Here is a 20457-nt window from a genome sequence, read left to right on the forward strand (position 1 = left end):
TCACACAAACAGTTGTTAAATAATTCCGAATCTTATGATAAGATTTTATAAGCGCTTACATTATTTAAGGGAGGTGGTGCAATCTATACGAACCGGTATTCATTTTTATAGAAAAAAAGGAGGATGTCTAAATGACAAAGAAAACAGAAATTCCATCACATTTAAAACCATTCGTATCCACACAGCATTATGATCAATACACACCGGTGAATCACGCTGTTTGGCGTTACATTATGAAACAAAACCATAACTTCTTAAAAGATGTTGCTCATCCCGCCTATGTTAATGGACTACAATCATCTGGTATTAATATAGATGCGATTCCAAAAGTAGAAGAAATGAATGACTGTTTAGCACCAAGCGGCTGGGGCGCCGTAACGATTGACGGACTTATTCCCGGCGTAGCATTCTTTGATTTTCAGGGGCACGGATTACTACCAATCGCAACAGATATTCGTAAAGTAGAAAATATCGAGTATACACCAGCTCCTGATATCGTTCATGAAGCAGCAGGACACGCACCGATTTTACTTGATTCTACATATGCAAAATATGTGAAACGCTTTGGGCAAATTGGAGCGAAAGCTTTCTCCACAAAAGAAGAACATGAGGCTTTTGAAGCTGTTCGTACATTAACGATCGTAAAAGAAAGCCCGACTTCTACACCTGAAGAAGTTGCAGCTGCTGAAAATGCTGTAATCGAAAAACAAAACTTAGTTTCTGGTTTATCAGAAGCAGAACAAATTTCACGTCTATTCTGGTGGACAGTGGAATACGGCTTAATCGGTAATATAGATGACCCAAAAATTTACGGTGCTGGTCTCCTTTCCTCTGTCGGTGAAAGTAAGCATTGCTTAACAGATGCTGTAAAGAAAGTTCCATTCTCAATTGAAGCTTGCACCGGGACAACTTATGACGTAACAAAAATGCAGCCACAGCTATTTGTTTGTGAATCATTTGAAGAGTTGACTGAGGCACTTGAGCAGTTCTCTACAACGATGGCATTTAAAACAGGTGGCACAGAAGGATTAGAAAAAGCAATCCGCTCCGAAAATCATGCTACAACTGAGCTAAGTAGTGGATTACAAATTACGGGTACATTTACAGAGACAATTAAAAATGATACTGGTGAAGTTATTTACACACGAACAAGCTCACCAACTGCATTAGCAATTCATAATAAACAACTAGCAAATCATTCTACATCTGTGCACAGCGATGGATTCGGGACACCAATCGGATTACTAGATGGTGATATTGCATTAGAAAATTGTACAGAAGAACAATTACAATCATTAGGCATTACAATTGGACATAGTGCAGAGTTTACTTTTGCAAGCGGCATTCATGTAAAAGGAACAGTAACAGACATTGTAAAGAATGATAAAAAAATTGCTCTTATCTCCTTTATAAATTGTACAGTTACTCATAAAGATCGCTTATTATTTGATCCTTCATGGGGAGCATTTGATATGGCTGTCGGCTCACAAATCACTTCTGTATTCCCAGGAGCGGCAGATGCGGCTGCATTTTTCCCGATGAATGAAGAAGTACAAGAAACTCCTGATCCACTTGTACTGAATGAGCTTGAACGTATGTATCAAACAGTTCGGGATATACGTAACGATAGTATTTTACACGATACTCATACTGATCAATTAATAGCTATTCAAGAAGTATTAAATAAATTTCATCCGAAAGAATGGTTGCTTCGTCTTGAAATTTTAGAATTGCTTTTAGAACATAATAAAGGCCACGAAGCATCAGCGGCATTATTGCAACAACTTTCTACTTTCACAACTGACGAATCTGTAACACGTCTTATTAACAACGGTCTTGCGTTACTACAGGTAAAGGATGTGAAAAATGATGCTACGACTAACTAATGAAGAGGTACAAGAAGAATTAGTTAAGCTGGATAAATGGACAGTGAAAGATGAAAAATGGATTGAAAGAAAATATATGTTTTCCGACTACTTAAAAGGAGTCGAATTTGTCTCTGAAGCCGCCAAACTATCAGAAGAACATAATCACCACCCATTTATCCTTATCCAGTATAAAGCAGTCATTATTACTTTGTCATCATGGAATGCAAAAGGTTTAACCAAACTAGATTTTGACCTTGCAAAGCAATTTGATGAACTGTTTTTACAAAATGAAAAAGCGATTATAAGAAAGTAAAAAAGAGAAGCCTTTAATTAGGCTTCTCCTTTTACTTTAAAATGTATACAATGTCCAAACGGATCCTTGGCCTGTAATATTCCATCTTTGTACGTAGCAACTACGCCAATATATTTTAAGCTTTCACACACTTGCTCTTTTTGTTTTTCATCTGCTAGTACAATGGTGAAATATTTCAAGCCGACGGAATTTGGCATTTGTGGTGGTATCCCTTCACCTTGCCACGTATTTAAACCGATATGATGATGATAACCACCTGCGGATACGAACAACGCTCCATTACGAGCTGGGATTGTTACTTCAAAACCAAGACCATCAACGTAGAAACGTTTCGCTTCTTCTAAGTCAGCTACATGTAAATGAATATGCCCCATCACAGTACCAGCCGGGAACCCATTCCATGCACTTCCTTGCTGCAATAATTCTTCACCGGCTAATGGGTTACTAACAAATGGTAGCTCTCCATTCTCATCACGCCAAACTTCTTTTTGGCGATCATGATAAATTTCAATCCCGTTTCCATCTGGATCAGCTAAATAAAGAGCTTCACTAAAGTAATGATCGGCTCCACCGTGCAGTGGATATACCATCTCTACAAGATGACGAAGAATGTTCGCTAAGTCCTGTCTGGTTGGTAATAAAATTGCGTAATGATATAACCCTGTTCTCCCTCTTTGCTTTGGTAAAGCTTCTTTCTTTTCTTCAATGATAAGGAGTGGTTCTTCATTTTCATTCCCAAATGTAACGACTGTTTTCTCTTCTTTTAGCACTTTCATACTTAATACTTCTGTATAAAACTCTAGTGATTTCTTTATATTTGATACGTATAGATGAACAACACCAAGTGTTGTTTCGGGATGAAGTTGAAAGCTCATCTTGTTATACCCCCATTTAAATTAGTTCTTCTTTGACATTTTCTCTTTTAAGAAATTATCTACAAAACCATCAGCTTTCGCAACAAATAAATAAGCACCCATTGCTAATAATGCAAGTTCTAATTCGAAGCCAGGATTTTTCCCATCTCCTAATAAACCAGCTGACCATTTTACTTTTACAATCGCCCCAACCATAACAAGTGCGAATAATAAACCAATATATCTTACACCTAAACCTAGAATTAACAATAGACCTCCAACTAATTCAACTGTTGCTACACCGTATGCAAGTCCTCCTGGTAAACCAATGCTTGTAAACCACCCTGCGATATTGTCAATTCCTGATTGGAATTTTGTTAAACCATGCATAAAGAATGTTACCCCTAACACGATACGAATAATTAAGTTACCAATATGTTGATTCATTTCATTCTCTCCTTTATAGTTTTCTTATACAAAACTTTTATTCACATTACAAAACATACACTAATTATTTTTATTCGTCAATTCATTTTTTATGAGAAAAAATATATTTTTTTTGCTATGATACAAATAGTTGTTTACAAAAAGGAGCTTGATTTTATGAATATCGGTTCTGCAATTCGTGAAATTCGTCAACGCAGAGGTATTACGATTGCCCAAATTTGTGAAGGAACAGGTCTTTCTAAAGGCTTTATGAGTCAGGTTGAAAACAATAAAACATCACCATCTATCTCAACTTTAGAAATGATCGCTAATTTTTTAAATGTTCCCCTTCCATATCTATTGTTAGAACAAAAAGATCGTTTGAAAATTATAAAAAAAGAAGAGCGTAAATACAGTGTGTATGGAAAAGATGAACAAAGAATTGAGCATGTTGCGGAGCAAGGTGGCCTTCGCCTAAATCTCGTAGAAATTTCTGCCGGATTCCCGAAAGAAAACTCGCCAAATGCTCATGAAGGCGAAGAGTGTCATCTTGTATTACGCGGAAAACTGGAAGTTCAACATGGTGAAGATATTGCAATTGTAGAAGAAGGTGATTCTTTCTCCTGGAATGCATGCGTTCCCCATATTGTTCGTAATATAGGTGAAGAATCTGCATTATTACTTATCTCTAGTCATGCGGAAAATCGAAAACGAGTTTACTAATTGATAAAAAAGAAGCCTGTTTCGTAACAGGCTTCTTTTTTATTCCCTTATAATTCCATAACTTGTCCCAACTAGTACGGTCTTTTCATGTTGATTGCGATAAACTGACTCAATTGAAACTTTTTTATATCCTTCCATTTGCTCAATATTTGTTAATGTTAATTCACAAGTAATCGTATCACCTGTAAAAACTGGTCTAATGAACTCACTTACTAATTCCCTCGCTATGTAATGTAACTCTTCTCCTACTTTCGTACCAATGCTAGCAGTCAATAGACCATGAACCATTAATCGTCCATTCTCATCATATTCCATATGATGTCTACCTTTATCGCCTGTAATATTTGCAAATTCAAAAACTTCTTCCTCAGTAAACCTTCTTTCGTATTTAAATACATCCCCAACTTTTACATTCATTTTTATCCCCCGTTTAATAAACTGAATTTTCTTTTATTTTATCACAAAATAAGTCTCAGTTCAGTTTATATTATTAAAATAGCGATCCTTTTTCTTCACTACCTTATAATTTTATCGATGCCCATCCTTTTTTGCCACTTGATACCCATAATACGCACATGTTCCATTTCTTGATAACTCTCTTACTTCAAAACCACAACTTCTATAAAAATCAAAATTGCTAGCGGATGTATGCGCAAACCAATCGCCATGCGGAAGCTTTTGTAAACAAAGAGCTACAAGTTTCTTACCTAATCCTTTTCCCCTATACTCACACTTCACAACTAAATTTACTATGTTAGCAACCATGATTTGATCAGAAATCACTCTAACCATCGCGACCATTTCTTCTTCATCCCAAATTGTGAAAGCCCATGTGGAATTTTCAAATGCTATCGTAAATTTTTCAATTTGCCAAGAAGGGATATTATCATTACTCCAACCGACATCTTCAAATAAAGTTTTAATTGCATATGCTGGTACACCGTTCGTTCCCTCACGAATAATAAGTCCATTATGGTAAATATACATGTAATCCCCCCTTTATTTTTATATACCATTCTCCAAAAAATGCAATTCACCTTTTTTCATCCAACCCGCTTAATGGAATAAACGAGAACATCCATCTCATGAAATGAAGTTGTTTTCTCATAACTAAGCCCTGTTTTTCTAGCAACAAATATTGAAGCTGGGTGGTTCGGATTAATAAGTGAAATTAATTTATTCATTTGTAATGCTTGAAAACCATAGTCTCGAAATGCTGCCGCAGCCTCTTTCGCATACCCTTTCCCCCAATACTTAGGAAGTAGCCAATAGCCAATCTCAATTTCCTCTTTTCCATCTACCTTCTGCTTGACAAGCCCTGCATGACCAATTCGTATCCCTGTTTCCTTTTCAATCATTACAAATAAACCGAGACCATTTTTATAATTTGGAAGTACCCACTCCTCCAAACTTTTTTTACATTGCATATATGTTTTTAACGTTCCATTTCCAATATAGCGCATTACCTTCTCATCCCCCCATAAAGAAGCATAAAACGGTAAATCATCCATTGTATATTTACGAAATTGTAAACGATCTGTATGAAACACTCTTTTATTCACTCCCATCATTTTGAACCTCATTACATAACAGCATATTTCAAACTACGTAAGTGTTGAATAATTCATATCAAGAAAGTTGCCGAAAAGAAAGAAAATTCAATCTTATAAAAGTGTATTATATTAAAAAAAAGCAGTAGACAAAAGAGTGTCTACTGCATCCATATCATAACTAGTATTAAGAAAACTACAATTGAGGGGGTGTAGGATTTTCAAATATACTAGATACTTATCCCGTTCTAACGGGCGGTAAACCTTCCAATCTTTTGAGTGGAAAGTTTACCGCACATAAGAACTTTGCGGTCATTAAGAAAGCACTGTTAAGTATTCAAATACACGCTGAGCTTTTTCTCCACCCATTCGTGCATGTTGAAGTAGCGAAATGCCATGCGGGCCAGGTGCAAATAATGCTTCTGGTTGTACTACTAAAATAGCTTGTACGACTTCAAGTTCACCAAGCATAGCCGCTGCAAAAATATCCATCCGAGCGCCCTTTGCCAGTAAATAAAGTGCAATATCTTTACGTCCTACATGGGCCGCTGCTCCTAAGGCACTTTCCCAATCTGAGCCGCCCCAATTATAAGAGGCATGAAGTAAGCTTGGCGATTCTGCCAATAGTTCCTGTACTTTTTCTAAATCTCCGTGAGCTGCCATAACAAATTCTCTTACTAATTCAATGGTAATACGTTCTTCTGTTTGCATCGCTCTGCTCCTTTTTTAGAAATTCGTTTCGGTGTAAAAAATGGCTTGTCGCTTCCTTGAAAAATATCTACTTCTATGCCAAATACATGTTGAAACATTTGTTGACATAATACTTCTTCTGGTACACCGTCATACTGAATCTTTCCTCGCTTTAATACGAGTAAACGATCACTATATTGAGCCGCTTGGTTAATGTCATGTAAGACCATTATAATTGTCATACCAAACTCCTCGTTTAATCGTTTCACAAGTTCCATTACTTCCAACTGGTGAACGATATCCAAAAAGGTTGTTGGTTCATCTAATAATAAGACATTTGTACGTTGTGCTAGCGTCATCGCAATCCAAGCACGTTGTCTTTCTCCTCCTGACAAAGACTGTAAAAGACGATATTCATACCCTTCAAGATTTGTAACAGACAATGCCCAATCAACAATTTCTTCATCTTCTTTATTTAAGCGACTACTCCATGATTTATGGGGACCTCTTCCGAACTGTATTAGTTCTTTCACTGTTAAATCTAATTGATGATCATGCATTTGTGGTAACATCGCTAATTGCTTCGCTACATCCGCACTCTTCATCGTATGAATATTTGTCCCATCTAAAATGATATCTCCTTCGCTTTGTTTAAGTAGCCGTGCTATTAAACGCAGCAAAGTAGATTTCCCAGATCCATTCGGACCGATTAAACTAACGATTTCTCCAGCTTTAATATGTACATTCATATTTTGCATTTGAAATCTTTCAGAATGTGCGTAAAACACTTTGTTAACCGAAATCACGTTGTTTTCCTCCTCTATGAATTAAATATAAGAAGAACGGACCACCTAAGAAGGACAATAAAATACCAACAGGCAATTCGATTGGGTCGAACCAACTTCGAGCTATCGCATCCGCGAAAACAAGTAATATCCCTCCGCCAAGGCATGATAATGGCAGTAAATACTTATAGTCATTTCCAACTAATAAACGTAACATATGCGGTACGACAAGACCTACAAATCCAATTAGACCAGAAACACTAACCGCAATTCCAGCTAACATTGTGCTTACTACTATTAAATAAAACCGACTTCTTTCCACGTTATGCCCTAATAATTTCGCCATTTCATCTCCAAGCATTAATACTCGAATATGTTTAATACCGAAGAAAGCTAATATAATAGCGAATATTGCATAGTAAATAATCATATTTAAATGTGCCCAGCTCACACCACCAATACCGCCAGCTAACCACGGTAACACGGATTGTACTTTGTCACTATGTAATAACATTAATGCTGACGTTGCTGCACCAATTAATGCATTGATTGACACACCTACTAAGACGATTCTTGAAGGCGGTGCCCCTTTTTGCCATGATAAAGCATAAATGACCATCGCTGTTATGAAAGCTCCTAAAAACGCTCCTAGCGGTAAAAAAGCCATGTGCTGAGGAAATAGAATCATAATTACAATTGCTACAAGACCCGCTCCAGATGAAACCCCGATAATTCCAGGGTCTGCAAGAGGGTTTCTCATAACCCCTTGCAGTAATGCTCCAGATGTAGCTAAACACGTTCCTACTATAAACCCAACGAGCACTCTCGGTATGCGAAGATCCCATACAATCCGATGAACTGTCGAACTTTCATCTTGTATCCCTGTTAGAATGTCTCGTAAAGAAAAAGATAAACTTCCTGCGAAAAGACCGTAAAAAAGACTTAGGAATGTTAATACGACTAAAGTAACTGCTATTATCCATCTTTTCTTTGCAAAAGGATGTTCCTTTTCTCTTACTATTTCACTACTCTCCATACTTATCATTTCCTTACATCTTGTATACTTTTATACATGAATTCCATCGCTTCTGTAACTTTTGTCCCAGGATTTGATCCAAATAAATCTGGTGGCAAAATAACTACGCGATTTTGTTTTACTGCATCTAAATTTTTCCATGCTTCATTTTTCATCATTTCGCCTTCAAATGCTTTTTTCACACTATTGGGATCTCCATGTGTAATTAAATAAATTACATCTGGATTCGCTTCAATAATACGTTCTACGCTTAGCTGTGCATATTGCGGATATTCTTTCATTTCTGGAAAACCAGCTGCGATATTTTTCCCGCCCGTTTTTTCTAAAATATCCCCTGATAGAGATGTTGGTAATGCTGCTAAATAAGTGCCTGGTGCCCCATACACTAGCAATGCTTTAACGTCACTCTTTTTCTCATATTTCTTCATTTGATCATTAATTTTTTGGTTAAGCTCTTTTGCTTTATCTTCTTTCTTCATTACTGTTCCATACATTTCAATACTCTTTTGAATATCTTTTACAGAGTTGGCTGAAGAAATGATTACTTTTGTTCCTTGCCCTTCAACCGTTGGAATATTTTTTTGGAATCCATTATTAGCAACAAGTACGTCTGGCTTTAAACTAGCAATTTGTTCAAAGTTTGGCTGATGTGCATTTCCAATTACTTGTGTTTTTTGCAAATCTTCTGGAAGGGGAATTTTTGCATCTGGACGCCCGACGATTTTTCCTCCTAAAGCGTGGATAACATTCATGTCACCCATACTTAACGTCGCAAAACTTTCAGGAACTTTATTGAATGTTATCTTTCTGTCTGAGAAATCGGTAATTTCGATTTTGTCTGTTCCTTTGTCTGTTTTTGTGGCGGATGCTTTTTCGTTTTCTTTTGCACTGCAACCTATTAATAAGAAAAAAATAGATAAGATCGCTGTGAACAGCGTAATGGATTTTTTCATTCTTTCACCTCTAATTGATAATGATAATCATTAACTACTATTCTACTTTAATTGATATAGATTATCATTGTCAATATAAACCGCATACATTTTCTTCAAAAACGAAAAAAACGCTACAAAAAGATTTCTTCTTCTCGTAGCGCCCTATTTAACAATTTTCTTCATATTCGCTCTCCTCTAATTGGTCACGCATCATTCTAACACGCTTAAAGAAGAAAAAAGCAAGAACTAAAAATACAATAATACTCCCCATCATAACAAAAGACTGCACCATATCTTTGACTCCACTTGGAATTAATAAACCGATCATTAAAAATGTACTTATAGACAAAAGCACTTGTCCGAAACGGGTATAATCTGCTATTTTTTCTTGTAATTCTTTCATCTCTTTATCACTCCCATCCTCACTTTATCACATTCTATCAATCTTAAAGACAAGTAAATAGAACCAAACTGGGAGATGTTTTCCAAAGTAAAAAAAAGCCGCTAAATGCGGCTCTTTTTTATCTATTATACGCCTTTATACGCTTCCATATAGACTTCTTTTAGCTCTGAAATGAGCGGCAATTTTGGATTAGCTGTTGTACACTGATCTTCAAACGCTCTTTCTGCTAATATTCCAACAACCGCTTCAAATTGTTCTTTAGCGACTCCTTGTCCTGCAATACTCATATTAATATTCAATTTTTTCCCAAGCGCAATAATTGATTGGATAAGTGATTCTACACCTTCTTCTGTTGAACTCGCTGGAAGCCCGAGCATTCTTGCAATATGTGCATAGCGTTCATCTGCCACAAAATGCTCGTATTTTGGGAACAATGCGTGTTTCCTTGGCTTAATCGCGTTATAGCGAACTACATGCGGCATAAGAATTGCATTTGCACGTCCGTGTGGAATATGGAATTCCGGTCCAATTTTATGTGCTAAACTATGATTAATACCAAGGAAAGCATTAGCAAATGCCATCCCTGCAATCGCAGAAGCGTTATGCATTTTTTCTCGGGCCTCTTCATCATTTCCATCTTTATATGCTCTCGGTAAATATTTAAACACGAGATCAATTGCTTTTAACGCTAAACCGTCAGTATAGTCATTTGCCATAACAGACACATATGCCTCAATTGCATGCGTTAATACGTCCATGCCAGTATCTGCTGTTACATGAGGTGGTACTGTCATTACAAATTGTGGATCAACAATCGCTACATCTGGTGTTAATTCATAATCCGCAAGCGGATATTTTATATTATTTTTCTTATCTGTAATAACCGCAAATGGCGTCACTTCTGAACCCGTCCCTGATGTTGTTGGAATGGCAACAAATTGCGCTTTATTTCCCAATTTCGGATACTTACATGTACGTTTTCTTATATCTAAAAACTTCTGTTTTATTCCATAGAATGTTGTTTCTGGGTGCTCATAGAAAAGCCACATCCCTTTTGCTGCATCCATAGCTGAACCACCACCAAGTGCGATAATTACATCTGGCTTAAAACTTTTCATCATGTCCGCACCTTTAAAAACAGTTTCATCTGATGGATCTGGCTCAACCTCGAAGAAAACTTCAACTTTCACATCATTTGCATGTTTACGTAAATAGTGCGTGACCGTATCTACATATCCATGCTCAACCATCCCTGGATCCGTTACAATAAATGCACGTGAAATATTAGGCATGTTTGCTAAATATGCTGTTGCATGTTTTTCAAAATAAATTTTTGGTGGTAATTTGAACCACTGCATATTCTTTTTTCTATTTGCCAGCCTTTTTATATTTAGTAAATGAGTAGCTGTTACATTTTGGGAAACTGAGTTTTTTCCGTAGGAACCACATCCAAGCGTAAGGGATGGAATAAATCCGTTATATATATCACCAATTCCCCCTTGTGATGAAGGTGCATTTACAATGAGACGGCAAGCTTTCATACGTAATCCAAATTGTTTTTGTACTTCTTTATTTGTAGAATGGATGACTGCTGAATGCCCTAAACCGCCAAGGTCTAGCATTTCTTCGCAATATGTAAATCCTTCTTCTAATGAATTTGCTTTTAAACAAGCTAATACTGGACTCAGTTTTTCACGCGATAGTGGATACGCCGATCCAATCCCTTTAATTTCAGCTACAAGCATTTTTGTATCTTCAGGCACAGTAATTCCTACTAATTCGGCAATATACTGTGCTGATTTCCCAACAATATCACTATTTACTGCACATGTATTTTCATTAATAACAAGCTTTTCTAATTTTTCTCTCTCTTCTTCTGTTACAAAATAACAATTATTTGCAATCATTTCTGTTTTAACATCATTATAGATTTCCTTATCTACAATGATAGCTTGTTCTGACGCACAAATCATACCGTTATCAAATGTTTTCGATAAAATCAAATCATTAACAGCTCGTTTTACATGTGCCGATTTCTCTATATAACATGGTACATTACCTGGACCTACACCTAACGCTGGTTTGCCAGTAGAATACGCTGATTTCACCATACCAGCTCCTCCAGTTGCTAGAACGAGCGCAACACCTTCATGATTCATTAATTGTTTCGTTGCTTCGACAGAAGGTCTGTCAATCCATTGAATGCAGTGCTTTGGTGCACCAGCCTTCACTGCAGCATCGTATACTGTTTTCGCTGCTGCAATAGAACATTTTTGTGCAGAAGGATGGAATGCGAAAATAATTGGATTTCTCGTTTTTATCGCGATTAATGCTTTAAACATCGTTGTCGACGTTGGGTTGGTTACTGGCGTTACTCCAGCTACTACACCAACCGGTTCCGCAATTTCTATTACTTCTTCATGAGGATCTTCATGAATAATTCCTACCGTCTTGTCTTTCTTTATACTATGCCAAATGTATTCAGTGGCAAAAATATTTTTAATGCATTTATCTTCATATACACCACGACCCGTTTCTTCAACAGCCAATTTTGCCAGTGGCATATGTTGATCAACACCTGCTAGTGCCATTTCATGAACAATGTTGTCAATCTGCTCTTGTGTAAAACTTTCTAATGCTTGTAAAGCTTCTTGACCGTTATTCACTAACGTATCAATCATCTCTTTTACCTCTTGCATTTCATTTACAACTTTCTCTTTGACTACCATGTGAATTTCCTCCTATTCTACTATTCCGGTCCTTATATGTCCCTATAGGTCAAAATAAGTCCCAATTATCGCAAAAAAAATAGAGTTGCCTGCCTACATGAATTTCATTGTTTGTGAAACATTTCACAAGTTTGTTCGTGAGTAACATTTCATGAATTCAATATACATGAAATTATTTCATTTGTGTATGTCTATTTTGTGAAACATTTCACAAAATGATGTAATAAAAATGCACTGCTCTATATTAGCAGTGCATTTTTATTATGCTAGCGCTTGTGCTAAATCTTCAATTAAATCTTCACCATCTTCAATACCGACTGAAATACGAATTAATGTATCTGTAATTCCTAACTCTTTGCGGCGATCTGCTGGGATTGATGCATGTGTCATTTGAGATGGGATAGAAATTAAACTTTCTACTGCTCCTAAGCTTTCAGCAAGTGTAAAGTATTGTAATTTCTCAAGTACTTTATTTAATGTTTCTTCACTATCTACATCAAATGAAATAATAGCCCCAAATCCATTTGCTTGTTCTGTTGCTAATTCATGATTTTGATGTGATGCAAGACCTGGGTAATATACTTTATTTACTTTTGGATGGTTATTTAAAAACTCAGCAATGGCGCGTGAATTCGTTTCATGTTCTTCCATACGAATTCCTAATGTTTTTAAACCGCGAAGTAGTAAGAAGCTATCTTGTGGGCCAAGAATACCTCCTGTTGAGTTTTGTACAAAGTGAAGGTCTTCTGCTAATTGCGGGCTATTTACAACTACTAGGCCTGCAACTACGTCACTATGTCCTCCTAAATATTTCGTTGCACTATGAAGTACAATATCTGCTCCTAAAGAGATTGGCGACTGCCAATATGGCGTCATGAATGTGTTATCAATAATTGTTAATACATCTTTCTCTTTAGCGAGAGTAGATATTTTCTTAATATCAGTAATTTTTAGTAATGGGTTCGTTGGTGTTTCCACATAAATCGCTTTCGTATTTGGACGAATCGCTTCTACAACTTCCTCTAGGTTTGTTGTATCTACAAATGTATGCTCAATACCGAAGCGGTTTAATACTTTCGTAATAACACGGTACGTTCCGCCATAAACATCATCTGTTAAAATGACATGATCACCTTTTGAGAACAACATAATTGTCGCTGTAATAGCAGCCATTCCTGAACCAAATGCAAATCCAGCATGACCATTTTCTAATACGGCAATCATTTCTTCTAAAGCTGCACGTGTTGGGTTACCTGTACGTGAATATTCATATCCTTGATGCTTACCAACTGCTTCTTGTTTGTACGTACTCGTTTGATAGATCGGTACGTTTACAGATCCAGTTGAAGGTTCTCCTATGTGAATACCATGAATTAACTTTGTCTTTGCTCTCATTTTTTATTCCCATCCTTTGTATATGTCTTTACTTAAATAGCGCTCACTACTATCAGGAAAAATCGTTACAATATTTGTACCTGGTGCTGCTTTCTCTGCCTCAAGTAAGCTTGCATGAAATGCTGCTCCTGAAGAGCTCCCAACGAGAAGGCCTTCCTTTTTCGCTAATTCTTTCACTCGTAAAAATGCATTTCGATCAGAAATTGTATGAATTTCATCAAAATAAGATGTTTTTAAAAATGGTGGGATGAATTCAAGACCAATACCTTCTGTTTCATGTGAACCAGCTTTGCCGCCATTTAAAATAGATCCTTCTGGTTCTACAATAACCGTTTTAATATCAATATTTTTTTCTTTTAAATAAGACGCAGTTCCCATAAACGTACCGCCAGTTCCTGCACCCGCAACAAATATGTTAATCTCTCCATTCAGTGCGTCCCAAAGTTCAGGACCTAGTGTTTTGAAATAAGCACGAGGGTTTGCTTCATTAGCAAACTGACTTGGAGAGTATGAATTTGGTATTTCCTTTACTAATTCTTTTGCCTTTGCAATTGCGCCGGTCATTCCTTGCTCAGTCGGTGTATGCACAACCTTTGCACCTAGCGCTTTCATTAATTCTTGTTTTTCAATACTAAATTTCTCTGGTACACAAACAATGACGCGTAAATCATGTTCTAACGCTGCAAGTGCCAGTCCAATGCCGGTATTTCCAGCCGTCGGTTCAATGATTGTTCCGCCCTCTGCAACAAGCCCTTTTTCTAACGCATCTTCGATTAATTCTCTTCCTAAACGATCCTTAACGCTTCCGCCTGGGTTGTAAAATTCAAGCTTTGCAAATAAACGGACTCCTTTCGGAAGTGAAAAACGAGTAATTTCTACGATTGGTGTATGGCCAATCAACTCATGAACTCCACGATATACATTCATCGTGTTCTCCCCCTTATTTGCCAATAAAGAAAAGGCAACTGTATGTATTTTCTTTATATGAGACAGTTGCCTTTTTGTTACATTACTTTAACTCTTCTAGTACTTTTACGATAAAGTTTGTAGAATGAAGAGCTGCTTGATCTAAAAATTGATCAAATGAAACATTTGATTCTTTACCAGCAATATCAGAAAGTGCACGAATAATAACAAATGGAACTTCATATTGGTGGCATACTTGCGCAACAGCTGCTGCTTCCATTTCTACTGCATAAAGATCTTCAAATTTATCACGAATTGCTGCAACACGGTTCGGATCACTCATAAATGAATCACCTGTTGCAATCATACCTTTTACAACTTGAATATTTTCTTCTGCCTGCATACATTTCTCAGCTAATGCAACTAATGCCTCATCAGCTTTAAATCCAGGTGGCATTCCTGGCACTTGACCATATTCGTAGTTAAATGCTGTTACATCTACGTCATGGTGACGAACTTCTGTTGAAATAACTACATCACCAACATTTAGAGAGTGATGGAATCCACCAGCTGAACCAGTATTAATTACTTTTTCAGGCTTATATTTTTCTAATAAAATTGTCGTTGACATCGCTGCATTTACTTTACCAATACCAGACTTTAGCAAGATTACTTCATGTCCTGCCAATAGCCCTTTCGTAAATTCACAACCTGCAACAGTTTCTGTTTCTGCTTGTTCTAGTTTGTCACGTAAAATACGTACTTCTTCTTCCATTGCTCCAATTACAGCAATTCTCAATCTAATCCCTCTTTCTATTGCTTAGTTGCCTCCATTACCCACACGAAATGATTTAATCTCGTAAACGTTACATGGAAGCCATTGTTTTCAAAAATAGATTGCATGATCGGAATACGTGTATAGTATTCTGTTTGCAAATCGTTTGCTAACTGATGAAAACCTCTTTGTTTTGCTACTTCGACAGTTTTATCATATGCCTCCTGATCTGCAAATATCGTATCAGCAAACACTATTTTACCACCTTTGTTTAGCAATTGACTATACTTCGCAATTGCTACGTCTTTTTCTTCATCTGTTAAATGATGAAATGCGTAAGTGCTCACGATAGTATCGATTGAATTCGGGACTTCAAATGATAGAAAATCACCTTCTGTAATTGAAAATTCTTTTGGTAATTTCTCTTTTGCAATTGTACGCATTTCGCGTGACGGTTCTATACCGTAAACTGTGCGACCAGCAAGTAATAATTTATTTGTTAAATTGCCAGTACCAACACCGAATTCTAATACGTTGCCAAATGACTTGTTAACTACATCCTCTAAAATGTCCTCATAATGGGCGAAAACTTCTTTATATTGTATATCTTCGCCTTGTACAAATGAGTCGTACGTATGAGCCCATTCATCAAATAAACCATTAAATTCTGTTCCCATAAAAATTCCCCTTTTTCTTATCGGTTTTATCAGTATGATATTCTCTCTTTCTAAAAATGTCAATTGAAATGTACGTAGTATTTCCTTCTTTTCTTTGTTACACTATAGGTGATTACATAGGAGAGGGGTCGTCTTCGTGTCATTTACCTTTGAAATGTTAGAAGATAAAGTAGAGTTTTTTGAAGCGGCGGACTTAGCTTCTTTAGAAAGAAAAATTAGTGAGCAAATTGATAATAATAAAGCACTTATGCTCGAAGTACATCACATCTCGCATCAAATGGTTATGGATCCTGAAAGCAAAAGACCTTATTATAGTGCGGTTGTTCATTTTAAATTAAAGAAATTACGCTAACTAAAAAAGAGAGGCTCATAAGAGCCTCTCTTTTTTAGTTTAGAGTTTGAACAAGTACTGGTTTCCAGCCCTCATTTTCTATCCAATCAATATTTACATAATATTTTTTACCTGATTGCTTATCTTGGACATTACCGTACGCTTTATTCTTACCGTTATTTCCGATTCTATGAATAACTAATTGCTCTACTGGAACGTCAATTGCAGTGGAAATCGCTTGATTCATTTCATTCCAATCTGCTGTACCTTTTTTAAACGTCATCGCAGGTGTTCCACCTTGTTCTGTACCTACTGGCTTCCAAGAGGATTTTGTATACGCATCTGTTGCCTTTGGCTGTGTTTTTTCAGCTGGTTCTTTCTCGTTAGCTTTCGCTTCTTCTTCAGCTTTTTTCTTTTCTTCTTCAGCCTTTAGCTTCTCTTCTTCCTTCTTCTTAGCCTCTGCTTTCTCTTGCTCGTTCTTCTTCGTCTCTTCTTTACCTTTAGCTTTCTCAACTTTATTCTCTTTCGTTGTTTGCTGAGTTACTTTTTTATCACTAGAAGACGCTTGCTCTTTTGTACCAGGAACAAACAATTGATATGCTACAATAGCTACTGCTACTAATACAATAGCAATCGCAATATTTAAAACACCGTTTTGACGACGTTTTTGTTGTTTCTGTTGAAATCTAGATCCTCCTGCCATTCTTCAAACCTCCATGCAGTTTTTCATACTTGCTATTGTAACATTAAATCTAGAAAGGTTGAACATTTACAATAATATTTTCACGAAATGAAAACATTTCATAAATAATTGCAAGATTACTTTTCAATTTCTAATTGATGAATTGCTTCTACCATTTCTGCAAAAGCTGGTGTAACTACATTTACGTTATCTGTTTCTATATCAACTACAACTAAAGCATATCTTGGGTTTTCATATGGAAAATAACCTGCAAACCAGCGATTCACCTTCTCTCCTTTTCCTGTTTGTGCCGTCCCAGATTTTCCAGCGACAGTTAGTGGCAACGAACGGAATGCGGTTCCCGTTCCTTTCTCCATCGTTACAACGCCTCTTAACAACTGTTGTAATTTTTTCATCGTTTCATAAGAAAGCTGTTTCCCATTTAATTTATGATTTTCAAATGTAAAAAAGTCGGTTCCATTTTTATACACTATTTTTTTCACAGCTTTCACTTCCATCTTCTCTCCACCTCTAGCAATTGTCGCCATCATATTCGCTATAGCTAGAGGTGACACACGTACATCTTTTTGTCCGACCATCGTTTGAGCAATCGCTTTTCTACTATCTTTATTTTCTTCGCTCCCCCAAATAACAGCACTGTTTTCTTCTGGCAATTGCTCAAATTCTGGTGTATGAAATACCGAACCTTTCCACCCTACCTTCTTACTTGCTCCTAAGGCCTCTAAATACGTTTCTAATACTTCCCTATCCTTTTGCATTAGTTCATCACCTAATACGGCAAACGTTCGATTACAGCTTCTAGCAAAGCTTTCCTTAAAGTTTAATGACCCCATCATAACTTGTGGAAGATTTTCACCGTATAAATCCGTATTACAGTTAAATGTACGATTAAACCGCACCAAATTCTCATCAATTACTGCTGCTGCAACTACTGTTTTAAAAACAGACCCCGGAAAATGAGGAGTTAACATTTGATTTTCAAGTGTAGCTTTATATATCCTCCTATCATTCATCTGTAAAGAAGGCCTACTTACCATTGCTAAAACTTCACTATTCTTTATGTCTAGTAATACTAACCCACCTTTTTTTATTCCATTTTCATCTATAATCTTTTCTGCTCGTCGTTGCAACGTTTTATGTATTGTTGTTTGAATAGTAACTGGATAAAACGGATTTCCTGGTGAAGTGTATTTCGCCTGTTTCCCGAAAATCGGTTCTCCCTGTCGATCCACTTGATATAGTACTTTCGCTTCTCCATCAGTCAGTAAAAATTCATCAAATGATTGTTGCAATCCAGAAATACCAATTGGCGTTTGTTTCGAAGTTTTTTTCATTTCTCCATAACGCTTTTGAAATTCCTGCTCATTCTCTCCCACATCACCAATTAAATGACTTGCCTCTCCTGTTTGCTTCAGTCGAACTTCTGCTGCTACAATACCTAAAATATCTAATTGATTTACCTTCTCCATCTGCTCGAGCGTTAATTGAAATGGGATATTCCCCCTTCGTAATATAAATGCTTGATTCTTATTTTTCATTTGCAGTCTTATTTCTTGTCTCGACACACCAATGATATGCGCAATTTTCTCTAACATGTCATTTTTTATTTGTAAAAATGGAAAAACAATTAAGACTGGATATTTCTCTTCACCAATTTCCTTACCATTTCGATCTGTAAAATGCCCTCTTCCATTATCTACTGTAAGTGATTGTGTTCGTTGCGTAACACTTTTTTCAATCAAATTGATATTTCGATCAGTAAAGGATTCCGTATCAATAATCTGTATTTGGATTAAACGACAAAGTAATAAAAAAATCACACCCATAAAACAAATTAAAACAATTATAATTCTCCGTTTCATTTTCATAAAAAACACCTCGTCTATTGTAGTTTAGACGAGGTGTTTCACCTTTTATACAAATAAAAAATCACTCGTTTTCACACGAGTGATTTTTACGTTATTTTACAGAGATAATCTCTACTTGCATTTCTCCACCTGGTGTTTGGATTGCTACCTTCTCACCAATTTGCTTACCTAATAAGCTTTTTGCGATTGGAGAATCGTTAGAAATTCTTCCTTCAAATGGATCAGCTTCTGCGCTACCTACGATTGTGTACGATTCTTCGTCTCCACCTGGTAACTCTTTAAATGTTACTGTTTTACCTAATGTTACAACTGTAGACTCTTCACCATTGTCTTCAATGATAACCGCATTACGGATCATATTTTCAAGTTGTGTAATGCGTCCTTCTACGAATGCTTGCTCATCTTTCGCTGCATCATACTCAGAGTTCTCAGAAAGATCTCCGAAGCTACGTGCGATCTTAATACGCTCTACAACTTCTTTACGTCTTACTGTTTTTAATTGTTCAACTTCGTTCTCTAGTTTTTGCTTACCCTCTTGCGTCATAGGATATGTTTTTTCTGTTGCCATGTTTTCCACTCCTTTTATATACCAATCCCCCGAAAAAAAGAGGAGTTCCATATGAAAACTCCTCCGCTTATATATAGCGGAGGTTTCTAGCACACATGGCACTAGTGGAGTTGTCACATACAACCCCTTATTCTCCAATTCTTCCTTATATAAAGAAGGTATGTATGGAAAGTTGATATAAATATGCCCTCACCTATTGGTAGGTGAGGTTTCATGTTTCATTGTATTCGATAAGAAGGGAAAAAATCCCTTCCTAACGTATATCTTTTACTATGCTATTACAAATTTACTTTTTGTTCAAGAATTGTTGCAATTTTTGTCACCATAATATCAATTGCAACATGGTTTTGTCCACCTTCAGGGATAATAATATCCGCAAATTTCTTAGAAGGCTCAATAAATTGATTATGCATTGGTCGTACAACGTTTACGTATTGGTCAATAACTGAATCCATTGTACGACCGCGCTCTTCAATATCGCGCTGCATGCGGCGTAAAATACGAAGGTCCGCATCTGTATCAACGAACACCTTAATATCCATTAACTCACAAAGACGTGGGTCTTCTAAAATAAGAATTCCTTCTAAAATAATTACATCTTTCGGCTCAACTGGAATAATTTTTTCTGAACGCGTATGCAATGTATAGTCATATATAGGCTTTTCCACTTGCTCATATGCAAGCAACTGCTGCAAATGGTCAATTAACAAATCATTATCAAACGCTAACGGATGATCGTAATTTGTTTTTAAACGTTCTTCCATTGGTAAATGGCTTTGATCTTTGTAATAATAATCTTGCTCCAAGATTAAAATGGAATGACCTTTAAAATGGTCAAAAATCGCTTTCGTTACACTTGTTTTTCCTGATCCTGAACCACCAGCGATTCCAATTACAACAGGCTTATTCGTCCCCATTCGAC

Annotated in this window: 23 protein-coding genes; 4 read left to right on the plus strand and 19 right to left on the minus strand. The window is 36.5% G+C overall.

Annotated features, from left to right (window positions below; genetic code table 11):
* Nucleotides 1-131: 131 nt before the first annotated feature.
* Together MHI07_RS20465 and MHI07_RS20470 are read left to right on the plus strand one after the other, a co-directional pair.
* Complete coding sequence (locus MHI07_RS20465; protein ID WP_340825924.1) at nucleotides 132-1886, plus strand: aromatic amino acid hydroxylase; 1755 nt, start codon at nucleotides 132-134, stop codon at nucleotides 1884-1886.
* Nucleotides 1867-2181: a 4a-hydroxytetrahydrobiopterin dehydratase gene (locus MHI07_RS20470; RefSeq protein WP_002199307.1), complete on the plus strand. Its 315-nt coding sequence runs from the start codon at nucleotides 1867-1869 to the stop codon at nucleotides 2179-2181. Before MHI07_RS20465 ends, MHI07_RS20470 begins: the two co-directional genes overlap by 20 nt.
* Nucleotides 2182-2198: 17 nt before the next feature.
* On the opposite strand, the gene MHI07_RS20475 is transcribed toward MHI07_RS20470, so the two are convergent.
* Nucleotides 2199-3056 carry a VOC family protein gene (locus tag MHI07_RS20475; RefSeq protein WP_215569201.1) on the minus strand — a complete coding sequence of 286 codons (858 nt, stop codon included), beginning with the start codon at nucleotides 3054-3056 and terminating at the stop codon, nucleotides 2199-2201.
* Nucleotides 3057-3077: 21 nt separating this feature from the next.
* The gene (locus MHI07_RS20480) at nucleotides 3078-3482 is read right to left on the minus strand and encodes a DoxX family protein (RefSeq protein WP_001071557.1); all 405 of its coding nucleotides are present in this window, start codon (nucleotides 3480-3482) and stop codon (nucleotides 3078-3080) included.
* A 156-nt stretch (nucleotides 3483-3638) separates the two neighbouring features.
* On the opposite strand from MHI07_RS20480, the gene MHI07_RS20485 reads away from it, so the two are divergent.
* Nucleotides 3639-4184 carry a helix-turn-helix domain-containing protein gene (locus tag MHI07_RS20485; RefSeq protein ID WP_088099534.1) on the plus strand — a complete coding sequence of 182 codons (546 nt, stop codon included), beginning with the start codon at nucleotides 3639-3641 and terminating at the stop codon, nucleotides 4182-4184.
* A 39-nt stretch (nucleotides 4185-4223) separates the two neighbouring features.
* On the opposite strand, the gene MHI07_RS20490 is transcribed toward MHI07_RS20485, so the two are convergent.
* From MHI07_RS20490 to MHI07_RS20550, 13 genes are all read right to left on the minus strand, one after another.
* Nucleotides 4224-4601 (minus strand): MaoC/PaaZ C-terminal domain-containing protein, encoded by a 378-nt coding sequence (locus tag MHI07_RS20490; RefSeq protein WP_002160412.1) that lies wholly within the window; start codon nucleotides 4599-4601, stop codon nucleotides 4224-4226.
* Between the two features lie 111 nt (nucleotides 4602-4712).
* A complete protein-coding gene (locus MHI07_RS20495; RefSeq protein WP_340825937.1) occupies nucleotides 4713-5171 on the minus strand; it encodes a GNAT family N-acetyltransferase in 459 nt (152 codons plus the stop codon).
* 56 nt (nucleotides 5172-5227) lie between these two features.
* Nucleotides 5228-5755: a GNAT family N-acetyltransferase gene (locus tag MHI07_RS20500; protein ID WP_340825939.1), complete on the minus strand. Its 528-nt coding sequence runs from the start codon at nucleotides 5753-5755 to the stop codon at nucleotides 5228-5230.
* 294 nt (nucleotides 5756-6049) lie between these two features.
* On the minus strand, nucleotides 6050-6445 hold the full coding sequence (locus MHI07_RS20505) for an ankyrin repeat domain-containing protein (RefSeq protein WP_002160409.1): 396 nt from the start codon (nucleotides 6443-6445) through the stop codon (nucleotides 6050-6052).
* Nucleotides 6412-7230 (minus strand): ABC transporter ATP-binding protein, encoded by an 819-nt coding sequence (locus MHI07_RS20510; RefSeq protein ID WP_078180809.1) that lies wholly within the window; start codon nucleotides 7228-7230, stop codon nucleotides 6412-6414. Before MHI07_RS20510 ends, MHI07_RS20505 begins: the two co-directional genes overlap by 34 nt.
* A complete protein-coding gene (locus MHI07_RS20515; RefSeq protein ID WP_078180808.1) occupies nucleotides 7217-8245 on the minus strand; it encodes a FecCD family ABC transporter permease in 1029 nt (342 codons plus the stop codon). Before MHI07_RS20515 ends, MHI07_RS20510 begins: the two co-directional genes overlap by 14 nt.
* 5 nt (nucleotides 8246-8250) lie before the next feature.
* Nucleotides 8251-9198 carry an ABC transporter substrate-binding protein gene (locus MHI07_RS20520; protein WP_340825944.1) on the minus strand — a complete coding sequence of 316 codons (948 nt, stop codon included), beginning with the start codon at nucleotides 9196-9198 and terminating at the stop codon, nucleotides 8251-8253.
* A gap of 148 nt (nucleotides 9199-9346) precedes the next feature.
* Complete coding sequence (locus MHI07_RS20525) at nucleotides 9347-9583, minus strand: YrhC family protein (protein ID WP_070144942.1); 237 nt, start codon at nucleotides 9581-9583, stop codon at nucleotides 9347-9349.
* Between the two features lie 125 nt (nucleotides 9584-9708).
* Nucleotides 9709-12312 (minus strand): bifunctional acetaldehyde-CoA/alcohol dehydrogenase, encoded by a 2604-nt coding sequence (gene adhE / locus MHI07_RS20530; RefSeq protein ID WP_340825947.1) that lies wholly within the window; start codon nucleotides 12310-12312, stop codon nucleotides 9709-9711.
* A gap of 261 nt (nucleotides 12313-12573) precedes the next feature.
* Nucleotides 12574-13707: a bifunctional cystathionine gamma-lyase/homocysteine desulfhydrase gene (locus MHI07_RS20535; protein WP_340825950.1), complete on the minus strand. Its 1134-nt coding sequence runs from the start codon at nucleotides 13705-13707 to the stop codon at nucleotides 12574-12576.
* A 3-nt stretch (nucleotides 13708-13710) separates the two neighbouring features.
* Nucleotides 13711-14634, minus strand: a complete 924-nt coding sequence (locus MHI07_RS20540; RefSeq protein WP_002111959.1) for an O-acetylserine dependent cystathionine beta-synthase — start codon at nucleotides 14632-14634, stop codon at nucleotides 13711-13713.
* 82 nt (nucleotides 14635-14716) lie between these two features.
* Complete coding sequence (gene mtnN / locus MHI07_RS20545) at nucleotides 14717-15412, minus strand: 5'-methylthioadenosine/S-adenosylhomocysteine nucleosidase (protein ID WP_002015266.1); 696 nt, start codon at nucleotides 15410-15412, stop codon at nucleotides 14717-14719.
* Between the two features lie 14 nt (nucleotides 15413-15426).
* Nucleotides 15427-16065 carry a class I SAM-dependent DNA methyltransferase gene (locus tag MHI07_RS20550; RefSeq protein ID WP_215579713.1) on the minus strand — a complete coding sequence of 213 codons (639 nt, stop codon included), beginning with the start codon at nucleotides 16063-16065 and terminating at the stop codon, nucleotides 15427-15429.
* A 136-nt stretch (nucleotides 16066-16201) separates the two neighbouring features.
* Here MHI07_RS20550 and MHI07_RS20555 point away from each other — a divergent pair, with 136 nt between their 5' ends.
* The gene (locus tag MHI07_RS20555) at nucleotides 16202-16417 is read left to right on the plus strand and encodes a YrzA family protein (protein ID WP_002145646.1); all 216 of its coding nucleotides are present in this window, start codon (nucleotides 16202-16204) and stop codon (nucleotides 16415-16417) included.
* Between the two features lie 34 nt (nucleotides 16418-16451).
* On the opposite strand, the gene MHI07_RS20560 is transcribed toward MHI07_RS20555, so the two are convergent.
* The 4 genes from MHI07_RS20560 to udk form a co-directional block, all read right to left on the minus strand.
* A complete protein-coding gene (locus MHI07_RS20560; protein WP_340825955.1) occupies nucleotides 16452-17099 on the minus strand; it encodes a YrrS family protein in 648 nt (215 codons plus the stop codon).
* A gap of 116 nt (nucleotides 17100-17215) precedes the next feature.
* Nucleotides 17216-18967, minus strand: a complete 1752-nt coding sequence (locus MHI07_RS20565; protein ID WP_340825957.1) for a peptidoglycan D,D-transpeptidase FtsI family protein — start codon at nucleotides 18965-18967, stop codon at nucleotides 17216-17218.
* Nucleotides 18968-19058: 91 nt separating this feature from the next.
* Nucleotides 19059-19535, minus strand: a complete 477-nt coding sequence (gene greA / locus MHI07_RS20570; protein WP_070170580.1) for a transcription elongation factor GreA — start codon at nucleotides 19533-19535, stop codon at nucleotides 19059-19061.
* A 278-nt stretch (nucleotides 19536-19813) separates the two neighbouring features.
* Nucleotides 19814-20452 (minus strand): uridine kinase, encoded by a 639-nt coding sequence (udk, locus tag MHI07_RS20575; RefSeq protein ID WP_002015274.1) that lies wholly within the window; start codon nucleotides 20450-20452, stop codon nucleotides 19814-19816.
* Between the last annotated feature and the right edge of the window lie 5 nt (nucleotides 20453-20457).

Source organism: Bacillus sp. FSL H8-0545, from assembly GCF_038006105.1.
GTDB lineage: Bacteria > Bacillota > Bacilli > Bacillales > Bacillaceae_G > Bacillus_A > Bacillus_A cereus_U.

Coding starts and splice junctions, on each gene's coding strand:
- MHI07_RS20520 (WP_340825944.1), bottom strand. CDS start 9,198: ATGAAAAAATCCATTACGCTGTTCACAGCGATCTTATCTATTTTTTTC.
- MHI07_RS20535 (WP_340825950.1), bottom strand. CDS start 13,707: ATGAGAGCAAAGACAAAGTTAATTCATGGTATTCACATAGGAGAACCT.
- MHI07_RS20495 (WP_340825937.1), bottom strand. CDS start 5,171: ATGTATATTTACCATAATGGACTTATTATTCGTGAGGGAACGAACGGT.
- udk (WP_002015274.1), bottom strand. CDS start 20,452: ATGGGGACGAATAAGCCTGTTGTAATTGGAATCGCTGGTGGTTCAGGA.
- MHI07_RS20565 (WP_340825957.1), bottom strand. CDS start 18,967: ATGAAAATGAAACGGAGAATTATAATTGTTTTAATTTGTTTTATGGGT.
- MHI07_RS20525 (WP_070144942.1), bottom strand. CDS start 9,583: ATGAAAGAATTACAAGAAAAAATAGCAGATTATACCCGTTTCGGACAA.
- MHI07_RS20560 (WP_340825955.1), bottom strand. CDS start 17,099: ATGGCAGGAGGATCTAGATTTCAACAGAAACAACAAAAACGTCGTCAA.
- MHI07_RS20470 (WP_002199307.1), top strand. CDS start 1,867: ATGATGCTACGACTAACTAATGAAGAGGTACAAGAAGAATTAGTTAAG.
- greA (WP_070170580.1), bottom strand. CDS start 19,535: ATGGCAACAGAAAAAACATATCCTATGACGCAAGAGGGTAAGCAAAAA.
- MHI07_RS20500 (WP_340825939.1), bottom strand. CDS start 5,755: ATGATGGGAGTGAATAAAAGAGTGTTTCATACAGATCGTTTACAATTT.
- MHI07_RS20480 (WP_001071557.1), bottom strand. CDS start 3,482: ATGAATCAACATATTGGTAACTTAATTATTCGTATCGTGTTAGGGGTA.
- MHI07_RS20485 (WP_088099534.1), top strand. CDS start 3,639: ATGAATATCGGTTCTGCAATTCGTGAAATTCGTCAACGCAGAGGTATT.
- MHI07_RS20515 (WP_078180808.1), bottom strand. CDS start 8,245: ATGGAGAGTAGTGAAATAGTAAGAGAAAAGGAACATCCTTTTGCAAAG.
- MHI07_RS20540 (WP_002111959.1), bottom strand. CDS start 14,634: ATGAATGTATATCGTGGAGTTCATGAGTTGATTGGCCATACACCAATC.
- MHI07_RS20505 (WP_002160409.1), bottom strand. CDS start 6,445: ATGCAAACAGAAGAACGTATTACCATTGAATTAGTAAGAGAATTTGTT.
- adhE (WP_340825947.1), bottom strand. CDS start 12,312: ATGGTAGTCAAAGAGAAAGTTGTAAATGAAATGCAAGAGGTAAAAGAG.
- MHI07_RS20465 (WP_340825924.1), top strand. CDS start 132: ATGACAAAGAAAACAGAAATTCCATCACATTTAAAACCATTCGTATCC.
- MHI07_RS20475 (WP_215569201.1), bottom strand. CDS start 3,056: ATGAGCTTTCAACTTCATCCCGAAACAACACTTGGTGTTGTTCATCTA.
- MHI07_RS20550 (WP_215579713.1), bottom strand. CDS start 16,065: ATGGGAACAGAATTTAATGGTTTATTTGATGAATGGGCTCATACGTAC.
- MHI07_RS20490 (WP_002160412.1), bottom strand. CDS start 4,601: ATGAATGTAAAAGTTGGGGATGTATTTAAATACGAAAGAAGGTTTACT.